At 59.4% G+C, this 10,211-nt stretch carries 9 protein-coding genes; 4 read left to right on the top strand and 5 right to left on the bottom strand.

Annotated elements, in window-relative coordinates; translation table 11 throughout:
* Positions 1 to 2: 2 nt before the first annotated feature.
* Genes AC2FMY_RS21570 through folE form a run of 4 tightly spaced genes read left to right on the top strand, consistent with a single transcriptional unit; the run spans position 3 to position 4,162 of the window.
* Positions 3 to 74, top strand: a complete 72-nt coding sequence (locus AC2FMY_RS21570; RefSeq protein WP_496808062.1) for an NADH-ubiquinone oxidoreductase-F iron-sulfur binding region domain-containing protein — start codon at positions 3 to 5, stop codon at positions 72 to 74.
* On the top strand, positions 74 to 2,869 hold the full coding sequence (gene fdhF / locus AC2FMY_RS21565) for a formate dehydrogenase subunit alpha (RefSeq protein ID WP_496808061.1): 2,796 nt from the start codon (positions 74 to 76) through the stop codon (positions 2,867 to 2,869). The genes AC2FMY_RS21570 and fdhF overlap by 1 nt, the downstream gene beginning before the upstream one ends.
* An 18-nt stretch (positions 2,870 to 2,887) precedes the next feature.
* Complete coding sequence (locus tag AC2FMY_RS21560) at positions 2,888 to 3,481, top strand: SagB/ThcOx family dehydrogenase (RefSeq protein WP_496808060.1); 594 nt, start codon at positions 2,888 to 2,890, stop codon at positions 3,479 to 3,481.
* Positions 3,482 to 3,487: 6 nt separating this feature from the next.
* Positions 3,488 to 4,162, top strand: coding sequence for a GTP cyclohydrolase I FolE (folE, locus tag AC2FMY_RS21555; RefSeq protein ID WP_496808059.1), 675 nt, complete (start codon positions 3,488 to 3,490; stop codon positions 4,160 to 4,162).
* Between the two features lie 200 nt (positions 4,163 to 4,362).
* Here folE and glyA read toward each other — a convergent pair whose 3' ends face one another.
* The 5 genes from glyA to AC2FMY_RS21530 all read right to left on the bottom strand — a co-directional run bounded on the left by glyA (position 4,363) and on the right by AC2FMY_RS21530 (position 10,089).
* Entirely contained in the window at positions 4,363 to 5,661 is a 1,299-nt protein-coding gene (gene glyA, locus AC2FMY_RS21550; protein WP_496808058.1) for a serine hydroxymethyltransferase, read from the bottom strand.
* Positions 5,662 to 5,670: 9 nt separating this feature from the next.
* Entirely contained in the window at positions 5,671 to 8,397 is a 2,727-nt protein-coding gene (locus AC2FMY_RS21545; RefSeq protein ID WP_496808057.1) for a phosphoenolpyruvate carboxylase, read from the bottom strand.
* Between the two features lie 193 nt (positions 8,398 to 8,590).
* On the bottom strand, positions 8,591 to 9,190 hold the full coding sequence (locus AC2FMY_RS21540) for a superoxide dismutase (RefSeq protein ID WP_496808056.1): 600 nt from the start codon (positions 9,188 to 9,190) through the stop codon (positions 8,591 to 8,593).
* A 34-nt stretch (positions 9,191 to 9,224) separates the two neighbouring features.
* Entirely contained in the window at positions 9,225 to 9,806 is a 582-nt protein-coding gene (locus AC2FMY_RS21535) for a cob(I)yrinic acid a,c-diamide adenosyltransferase (RefSeq protein WP_496808055.1), read from the bottom strand.
* Between the two features lie 40 nt (positions 9,807 to 9,846).
* Positions 9,847 to 10,089, bottom strand: a complete 243-nt coding sequence (locus AC2FMY_RS21530; protein ID WP_496808054.1) for a hypothetical protein — start codon at positions 10,087 to 10,089, stop codon at positions 9,847 to 9,849.
* Positions 10,090 to 10,211 lie beyond the last annotated feature (122 nt).

Here is a 10,211-nt window from a genome sequence, read left to right as displayed (position 1 = left end):
CCATCTGCGGTCTCGGTCAGGCGGCACCGAACCCAGTGAGACATTTGCTGAGATATTTCAGGGACGATTTGTGATGTCAGACCGTGTGACCTTTACGCTGGACGGAAAACAGGTCCAGTGCGACGCCGACGAAACGATCTGGAAGGTCGCCAAGCGCGAGGGTGTCAACATCCCGCATCTGTGCTGGAAGGACGCGCCGGGGTATCGCGCGGACGGCAACTGCCGCGCCTGCATGGTCGAGATCGAAGGTGAGCGGGTGCTCGCGGCCTCCTGCGCCCGGAAGGTTTCCGAGGGGCTGGTGGTCAAGACCGAAAGCGACCGCGCCCGCACCGCGCGCGAAACCGTATTCGAAATGCTGGGCGCCGACATGCCGACGCCGGACGAGAGCCCCGACGGGACCAGCGATTTCTGGGCTTGGACCCGCGCCATGGGGATCACCGACAAGGTGACGGGCACGGCGCTGCCCAGCAAATTCGAGACGGGCTCGATCCCGGTTCACGACATCACCAACCCGGCCATTGCCGTCAATCTCGACGCCTGCATCGCCTGCAACCTCTGCGTCCGCGCCTGCCGTGACGTGCAGGTCAACGATGTGCTCGGGATGGGGGGGCGCGGCAGCCACAGCATTCCGATCTTCGACCAGGGCGACGACATGGGGCTCTCGACCTGCGTGACCTGCGGCGAATGCGTTCAGGCCTGCCCGACGGGTGCGCTGATGGAGAAAACGCTGCTGGACGATGCGGGCAAGATGCGTGTCGTGGCCGAAGCGGATATCGACGAAGTGATCCAAAGCGTCTGCCCGTTCTGCGGCGTCGGCTGCCAGACCTCAGTGTCCGTCGCCGGCGGCAAGATCGTGCGGGTCGATGGCGCCGACGGCCCGGCCAACGAGAACCGACTCTGCGTCAAAGGCCGCTTCGGCTTCGACTACGTAATGAGCGACCGTCGACTGACGACCCCGCTCATACGGCGCGAGGACGCGCCCAAAGCGGGTGACATCGACCTCAACAACACCGATCCGATGACCGTCTTCCGCGAGGCGACCTGGGAAGAGGCCATGGCGCGGGCTGCGGAAGGGCTGAACCGGGTGCATCTGCGCGACGGCGGTCAAGCCATCGTCGGCTTCGGCTCGGCCAAGGGGTCGAATGAAGAGGCCTATCTGTTCCAGAAGCTGATCCGCGCCGGATTCGGCACCAACAACGTGGATCACTGCACGCGGCTTTGTCACGCCTCCTCGGTCGTGGCGCTGCTCGAAGGCGTCGGCTCGGGCGCAGTCTCGGCCCCTTTCATGGATGCAGTCAAGGCGGATTGCGTGATCGTCATTGGCGCCCGCCCGACCACCAATCACCCCGTCGCTGCGACCTATTTCAAACGTGCAGCAAAGCGCGGCACCAAGCTCGTGATCATGGATCCGCGCGGCCAGGATATGATGCGCCACGCCGAATATGCGCTGCGGTTCAAGCCCGGCACCGACGTGGCGATGCTGAACGCACTGCTGCACACCATCGTCGAAGAGGAACTTTACGACGCGCAGTATATTCAGGCGCATGTTGCCGAGTTCGAGGCGCTCAAGGCCAAGGTCGTCGGTTTTGCACCCGAAGACATGGCCGAAGTCTGCGGCATCGAAGCGGAAACACTCCGCGAAGTGGCCCGGCTCTATGCGACCTCGCAAAACTCGATCATCTTCTGGGGCATGGGCGTCAGCCAGCACACTCATGGCACAGACAACGCCCGCTGCCTGATCGCCCTGGCGCTCATCACTGGCCAGATCGGCCGTCCGGGCACCGGGCTGCATCCACTGCGCGGTCAGAACAACGTCCAGGGCGCATCGGATGCCGGGCTCATTCCCATGAGCTTCCCGGATTACCGCCGCGTCGACAATGCCGATGTGCGGGCGGGCATGGAGGATACCTGGGGACGGGTTCTCGATCAGAACGTCGGGCTGACGGTGGTCGAGGCGGTGGACGCGGTTCACGCTGGCAAGGTCAAGGCGATGTATATCATGGGGGAAAACCCCGCGATGTCGGATCCCGACCAGCACCACGCTCGCGCCGCCTTTGCCAAGCTAGAACATCTCGTCGTGCAGGACATCTTCCTAACCGAAACCGCCTGGCACGCGGATGTGGTCCTGCCGGCCTCGGCCCATGCGGAAAAGCTCGGCAGCTTCACCAACACCAATCGCCAGGTTCAGATCGGGCGGCCCTGTGTCCCCTTGCCGGGTCAGGCCCGTCAGGACATCGACATTCTCATCGACCTGGGAACCCGCATCGGGATGGATTGGTCCTACCGGTCGGTGCGGGACGTGTTCGCCGAAATGGCCTCCGTCATGCCGTCGCTGGCCGGCATCACCTTCGAGATGGTCGAGGATCGCGGCAGCGTGACCTATCCGCTCGAAGGTGACAGCGAGGAATGGGTGATCTTCAAGAACGGCTTCCCCACTCCGGACGGGCGCGGCAAGCTCGTTCCGGCCGACCTGCTGCCGCCCGACGAAACTCCGGATCACGACTTCCCCCTGATCCTGACCACGGGGCGGTTGCTGGAGCATTGGCACACCGGCGCCATGACACGCACCGCCACCGTGCTCGATGCAATCGAGCCGGACGGGATCGCGGCCATGAGCCCGGCAGAGATCGACCGGCTCGGTCTTGTTCCCGGTGAAAAGATCGAGGTTGAGACCCGGCGCGGGGTGATCAGCGCCATCCTGCGCGCGGACCGGGAGGTTGCGCCCGGTATGATCTTCATCCCGTTCTGTTTTGTGGAGGCCCCCGCGAACGTGTTGACCAATCCGCAGTTGGATCCCTACGGCAAGATCCCGGAGTTCAAGTTCTGCGCCGCACGGGTGAACACGATCTCCGCGACCGCCGCGGAATAGGGCCGGAAAGGAAACCTCTTGTCAGACGATACTCTGCGGTTTGCCATCCGCAACCGGAGGTCGGTGCGCAAATTCTCCGACAAGGCGGTTCCACTTGAGGTCGTAGAGTTGCTGATCCAAGCGGGTCAGGGAATTTCTGGTAGCGGTGGGCAGAGAGTGGTGCCTTCTGCGCACGCGCTATATCCGCTGACCCTTTTTCTCGTCTCAGGGAATGTTGAGAACCTGGCACAGGGGCTCCATCGCGTAGCCCCTGAAGACGGGCAACTGGCGCTGGTAGGTAAGCGCGACGTACGGGCTGACCTGAAATCTGCCGCCGTGGACGATCAGACGTGGCTTGCCGAGGCTCCTCTTGTCATCTCGATCTGCGCCGATTTCATAGCGCCTACATGTGCCTTCGCGGATCAGAAGCCGTACGGTCGGCGCGGGCCGACCTACGTAGCCATAGAGGCAGGAGCCGCAGCGCAAAACATGATGCTTCAGGCGACCAGCCTTGGGTTGGGATCGGTTCTTGTGGCTGGTTTCGACGATGACAGGACATCCAAGATCCTTGGCCTTGGGCGACCGCTGTCTCCGGTATTGCACATCTGTTTCGGGTGGGCGCCGGATGATTGAACTCTCATGCGTGTATTGGACCTGCGCGGGCGGGAGATATTCAAACACACTATTCGCAATACCTGGAACGAAAAAATGAACTATGTTCAGACGGCCAATGGGGTCAACAAGGCGCCGATGGATGTGCAGAAACAGATCGAGGACGCTGTAACCCTCATTCTTGAGGCTTTGGGAGAAGATCCCAGTCGGGAGGGGCTAGTGGACACTCCTTCACGAGTGGCCAAAATGTATCAGGAAGTCTTCGCCGGTAGGGAGGAAGACCCAACCATTCATCTCGAAACGCAGTTTTCCAGCGACGAACATGAAGGGGTTGTTGTCGTCAAAGACATTTCATTCTTTTCGATGTGTGAGCATCATCTGCTTCCCTTCTTCGGACAGGCTCATATCGCCTACCTTCCTGGTGGCGGGCGCCTCGCCGGACTCAGCAAGCTGGCCCGTGTCACCCAAACACTCGCCAAACGGCCGCAGCTTCAGGAACGGCTGACCGCACAGATTGCCGATACGCTAGTTAGCGGATTGGACCCCATCGGCGTTATGGTCGTGGTTGAGGCCGAGCATATGTGCATGGCAATGCGCGGTGCGCGCGCAGATAAGAGTAAAACGGTTACGATCGTGGCTCGCGGCGCGCTGTCAAAGGATTCTAGCTTGCGCCGAGAGACACTTAGCTTAATCCGCAGCTAGATTACGAAATCTTGGATCGAGTTTCAGTCCTTTTGAGATAACCGCAATTGTCGTTTTGCGCACCTATGCAATAATCGACTGCGGCGCTTGCCGGTTGCTGATACGTCATTCAGATAGTCAAGAAGTGACGGCAAAAAAATGGACCGCACTCAGCGGTGCGGTCCAGTTGCGTCGCAGGAGGGAGGATCCCGCGTTGCGGCTCAGGCGCCCTTGTAAATCGGGAAACTTTCGAGCAACTGCGCCACGTCCGCCCGCACAGACGCTTCCACGGCGTCGTCGCAGCTGCCGTCCGAAGCGTCGATCGCGTCGACGACACGCAGGATGAGCTCGGCAACCTTGGAAATGTCATCTTCCTGCAACCCGCGCGTCGTGACCGCCGGCGTGCCCAGCCGTATGCCACTTGTCACCATTGGCTTTTGCGGGTCGTTCGGGACGCCATTCTTGTTGCAGGTGATATTCGCACGCCCCAAGGCGATCTCCACCGCCTTGCCGGTCAGGGATTTCGGTCTGAGATCGACGAGCATCAGATGTGAATCTGTGCCACCGGAAACGATATCTACGCCGCCTGCCTTCAGGTCGCCGGCCAGCCGTTTGGCGTTGTCTAGTACCTGTTGAATGTAGACCTTGAAGCCTGGTCGCAGAGCTTCCCCAAAGGCGACGGCCTTCGCCGCGATCACATGCATCAGTGGCCCGCCCTGCAGACCGGGGAAGACAGCAGAATTGATCTTCTTGCCCAACTCCTCGTCGTTCGACAGCACGATGCCTCCGCGCGGTCCACGCAGCGTTTTATGCGTGGTCGAGGTCACGACATCGGCATAGGGTAGGGGCGAGGGGTGCAGACCCGCCGCGACCAGCCCCGCGAAATGCGCCATGTCCACCATCAGCTTTGCGCCCACCTTGTCGGCAATGTCCCGGAACGCTTCAAAGTCGGGATGGCGCGAATAGGCGGAATGTCCGGCCAAGATCAGCTTGGGCTTCTCCCGCGTTGCGATGTCCTCGACCATGTTCATGTCGATGATGCCATCGTCGCCCAGCCCGTAGTGAACAGCGTTGAACCACTTACCAGACAAGTTGACAGGCGCGCCATGCGTCAGGTGCCCGCCTGCGTCGAGACTGAGGCCTAGGAACGTGTCACCAGGTTGAATCAGGCTCATGAAGGCTGCCTGGTTGGCCTGGCTTCCGGAATTCGGTTGCACGTTGACATAGCTGCATCCGAAGAGCTCCTTCAGCCGGTCGCGGGCCAGCTCCTCGGTCTGATCGACGAACTCGCATCCGCCATAGTAGCGCCGGCCGGGATAGCCTTCAGCGTATTTGTTGGTCAGCACCGAGCCCTGGGCCTGCATCACCGCCTTGCTGACGATGTTCTCCGAGGCGATCAGCTCGATTTCATGCGATTGCCGTCCGAACTCCCGCTCGACAGTGGCCCAGAGCTCCGGGTCCCGTTCTTCGACGTCTTGCGTGAAAAACTTCGCGCCCTGATCGTTGATATATTCTTTCATCACTCTCCCCTATCCGGTCCATCCAAGTCCGCTCGAAATGACATGAATGGTCATCAGGAGCGTATCGACATCTTCTGGTTTCGCTTGTTCTGCGCCACCGGCGTCGCGGACCCTGCGCAGTTGATCGACTTGTAGGTTGTGCAACCCGTGCATTTGCGCGGCCATTGAGGACTGTTGCCCCCGAAAGTCCGGGAACCTCTGACAGAGGCTGGATTCCTCGGTGAGTTCAAGGATGGCGGCTTGCGTGCGCCTGTGTTCCTCAGCCACCAAATCGAAAATCTTTTCTCGCGCCTCAGTGTTGGAAACCAGTTTGGAGTAGGCCCTGGCGATTTCGAGATCTGATTGGAAAAGCAGCTTTTCAGCTTCATCAATGACCAAGCGGAACATCTTCGATGTTTCGAACAGCTTTCGGAGGAGGATTCGTCCCTCCTTGCCGCGAACATTGGTGATCGACGTCAGTGCGGTCCCGATTCCGTACCAGCCCGTGATCATGTGCCGGTTCTGCGACCATGCGAACACCCACGGAATCGCGCGCAGATCGCCCAGATCTTCCGGAACCGAGCCAGTCCGGCGGCTAGGCCTGGATCCGATCTTTAGAAGACTGAGCTCTTCGACCGGGCTCGAATCCAGGAAATACTGGATGAAGCCGTCGCGCGAGACCAGGTCGTGATAGTGGACCTGTGCCAGGCCGGAAAGCGCGTCCAGCGCTTCCGTAACCTCACCTTCCTCGGCCCGTTCCGATTTTTCCGCGGAATGTGTGATCACCGCCGCGACCAGGCGCTCCAGGTTGTCCAGGGCGGTGCCCCGGTTGGCAAATTTCGCCGATACGATTTCGCCCTGTTCCGTCACGCGCATGCGTGAGCCGACCGTACCGGCCGGCTGTGCGGCGATTGCCCTGCCGGCCGGCGCGCCGCCACGGCTAACAGAACCGCCCCGACCGTGAAAGAAGGTCACCGCCACGCGATGCTTGTCGCCGATCCGGCGCAACGCCGTTTGAGCTTTAAAGAGTTCTCTGTTCGAGGTGAGGAAACCTCCATCCTTGTTGCTATCGGAATACCCCAGCATGACCTCCTGACGATCACCACCTTCGCGCACGGCGCGCCGGACTACCCGATTGCTCAGCACCGTCTCGAGGATCGCCGGTGCAGCCCGAAGGTCCTCGATGGTCTCGAACAGCGGCACGATTTCCGGTGCCGAGACGATCTCCCTGGACGGCCCGGCGCCCCATATCGAAAAAAGATGAACGGCCAGAAGATCTTCGGCTGACGCGGTCATCGAGAGGATGAACTTGCCGATCGCGCGCGGATCACGACGTCGCGCGTCCGCAAGTAGGGCAAAGAGGGAGACAATCTCGCATGCGTCATCGTCGAGGTCGAGCAAAGCAAAATCAGGGACATCCTCAGTCATTGCCCGAACAATCCGCTCACCCCATTGCGCCGAGCCCGGGAGCGGAGCGGCCTCCCCGTCGAGAGCTCGGAATACCTTTGCCAGTCCGCCGTTTATCGCCGCGGAATTCTGCCGGATGTCCAGGGCAACAGTATGAAAGCCGAAAATCTGAGCCCGCCGCAGGACCGGTAGAACGAGCCTGTTCGCCGCGGCCGGAGCACCTGCTTTCGACAACCCGTCGAAGAGGGTCTGCAACGTCCGCGCAAATTCAGCGGACCGACCGAACGGGAGGGCTCCGATGTCATGGCCGGTCGCCTCGTCGATCGTGGCACGAATGCGCAGAAGAAGCGCGGCGGCGAACTGGCGGAACGGTTCTCCGGCGTTGCGTCTTTCGATCTCCACGCGCTGCGCACCACAAGCGGCGAGAAGCTCGTCCAGCCCGGTCTTCACGCCGGACGGGATCGGCGCCACGCTCGTCCCGATCGACAGTTGTCGGGCCATCGTCTGCAACGGGGCCAGATAGGACCTCAGAGCGGCGTCGCGGTAGCGGGCCAGGGAAGCCCGCGTGACCTCGGTCGTCACATAGGGATTGCCGTCGCGGTCGCCGCCGATCCACGACGAGAACCGAAGGAACGGATGGTCGACGGGAATATCGAACAGTGACAGGCACTCGGAATTCAGCGTGTCTGCGAGAGTCGGAAGCGCATCGAACAGAACCGTTTCGAAGAAGTGAATGCCCCAATCCACTTCCTGGGAGATCGAAGGCGACTCGAGCTTCAGTTCGCCTGTCAGCCAGAGGATCTCGACTTCGGCGAGGAGAGCTTCGCGATACGACCTCTCTTCCGCAGGGGACCATTCGCGCGTCAGCAAATCGGTGAGGCGGCGGTAGATGCGCCGATGAATCTCCAGCACCGTAATGCGCTTGGTTTCTGTCGGATGCGCTGTCATTGTCGGAGATAGATCCAGGTTCTCCAACACGGTTCGGATATCGGACTGTGGTAGAGCGCGGTCGGCGATGCGCGTCAGGGCTTCATGAATACCACCGGGCCGACTTGACCCGGTGCGCTCGGCCACGCGGCGATTGAGCACGGCGTCAAACTCGCGGGCGATTGCCGCCAATTGGTGCCAAGTGCCCAGACATTGCAAAGCTAACAACCGCCGCTCTTCAGACAGGTCACGTGCAATGACGGTTCCGTCCAGGACACCCGCAGCTTCAGCTAGCTGAGGAGACGCGGCTTCCACAAGAAGCTCTTTCAGCAAGTCATTGACGACAAGCCGACGTTCCTCGTGAGTTGTCACTTTAGGTGCAATGGACGTGTCCGCAAGCATGTCTAGATCCGTGTTGAACATGCACACAGACTGACAAATTCGGCGAGCCGCGCCAGAACCGTTCGGCTAGAAACTGCTACCGGTTGGGTGGGTGCGTCTTACCCGTTTGTATCCGAGTGACCGAGCTACGTGCAGGAAATAACGCCCTTTCGATGAGCTCGACCTCGCTGCTCTCGATTGCGCCTGACCACACATCTTGAGCAAGGCGTGCTCCTTACATCCTTGACGCCACAAACTCCCAGTTCACAAGTTTGTCCAAGAAATTCTGGATGTATGCTGGTCGTTTGTTCCGAAAATCAATGTAGTAGGAATGCTCCCACACATCGCACCCGAGGAGTGCCACTTGGCCAAAGCACAACGGGTTAACGCCATTCTCGGTTTTTGTGACTGCGAGCTTTCCATCAGGTTTCTTCACGAGCCAGCACCAACCAGAACCGAACTGCCCAGCCCCGGCCGCGGCGAACGATTCCTTGAATTCGGAAACGCTGCCAAAAGAATCCGCCAAAGCGGCTTCCAATGCGCCAGGCATACCTGTTCCCCCAGGCGTCATGCTTTCCCAGAAGAGGCAATGATTCCAGAATTGCGATGCGTTGTTGAAGATTCCGTTCTGTGCGACGGCACCTTCGGTGTATGTACCTTTTACGATTTCTTCGATCGGTTGGTTTTCCCACGTACTTCCTGCAATCGCCTTGCTGCCATTATCTGCGTAGGCCTTGTGGTGGATATCGTGGTGATACTCCAAAGTTTCCTTCGACATTCCGAAATCTTGCAAAGAATCGTGTGAGTACGGGAGGTCAGGCAAGGTGAAGGTCATCGGATTCTCCTGATTAGGCGTCTGTTGTCATAGTTCAAGCTCTGTTGGCACCTGGGACCCATAAGACGTCCCGTGCGCCATTCTCGTTGGCCACCCGAGCCGCAACAAAAAGCAGGTCGGATGCTCTATTGGCAAATTTGATCGCCTCAACGTTTACATACTCAGTTTCGATTGCATTGAGCGCAACAATAAGTCGCTCAGCCCGACGCATAACAGTTCTGGCCACATGAAGTGCCGCAGAAGCGCCTGTCCCGCCGGGAAGGACGAAAGAGCGTAGGGGAACCAGATCCCTGTTCAGTAGATCTATTTCGCTTTCCAGTCGATCCACCTGATCGGAACAAATTCGAAGCTCCGGGTTCCTTCCATCATCGATGCGCTCCGGCGACGCGATATCGGCACCCAGGTCAAACAGGTCGTTCTGCAATAATTCCAGAACGCGGTCCAAATCTGGATTGTCTTTTGTGAACTGCCTAGATGATCCTATTTGCGCGTTAGCTTCATCGACAGTCCCGTATGCCTCGACTCGGAAATCGCTCTTACTTCTGCGTGCCCCTGAAACCAGGGATGTCATCCCGGTGTCTCCAGTACGCGTGTAAATCTTTGAGAGTACAACCAATTGGTATCCGTATCCCCGATGCTGACTCGTGCATTGGTGTTTAGTCTTGCTTCACCGCCACGAGCGCCACCCCGAGAGCATTTTCCAGATTTTGAAGTTTGCTCAGGGCATTTTCAGATATGCCGTCGTCAATGATATCCATTTTGGTCAACGCGAGTATCGAGCAACCCAAATCTGCTTCTAACTCCTTGAGGGCGGAAAGTTGAGCAGCATCTAATGCGGACATGACATAGAGCATGGACTCCTCGCTTTCGTTTGGCCGATATTGAACGAAAGCTATCATTGTGCGCGTTGTGGTCTTGTCGCGCTTTCGTGCCGCTCCAAGTGCTCATTTAGGCCACTTGGCGCTCGAAGGCCAAGGGGCTTTTCCCTCCCAGTGCTGAATGCCGACGGCGCGGGTTATAG

It is taken from the genome of Ruegeria sp. YKSE079 (genome assembly GCF_059612845.1).
The sequence above is the reverse complement of the archived record's forward strand: the minus strand, read 5'-3'. Positions and strand labels throughout refer to the sequence as shown.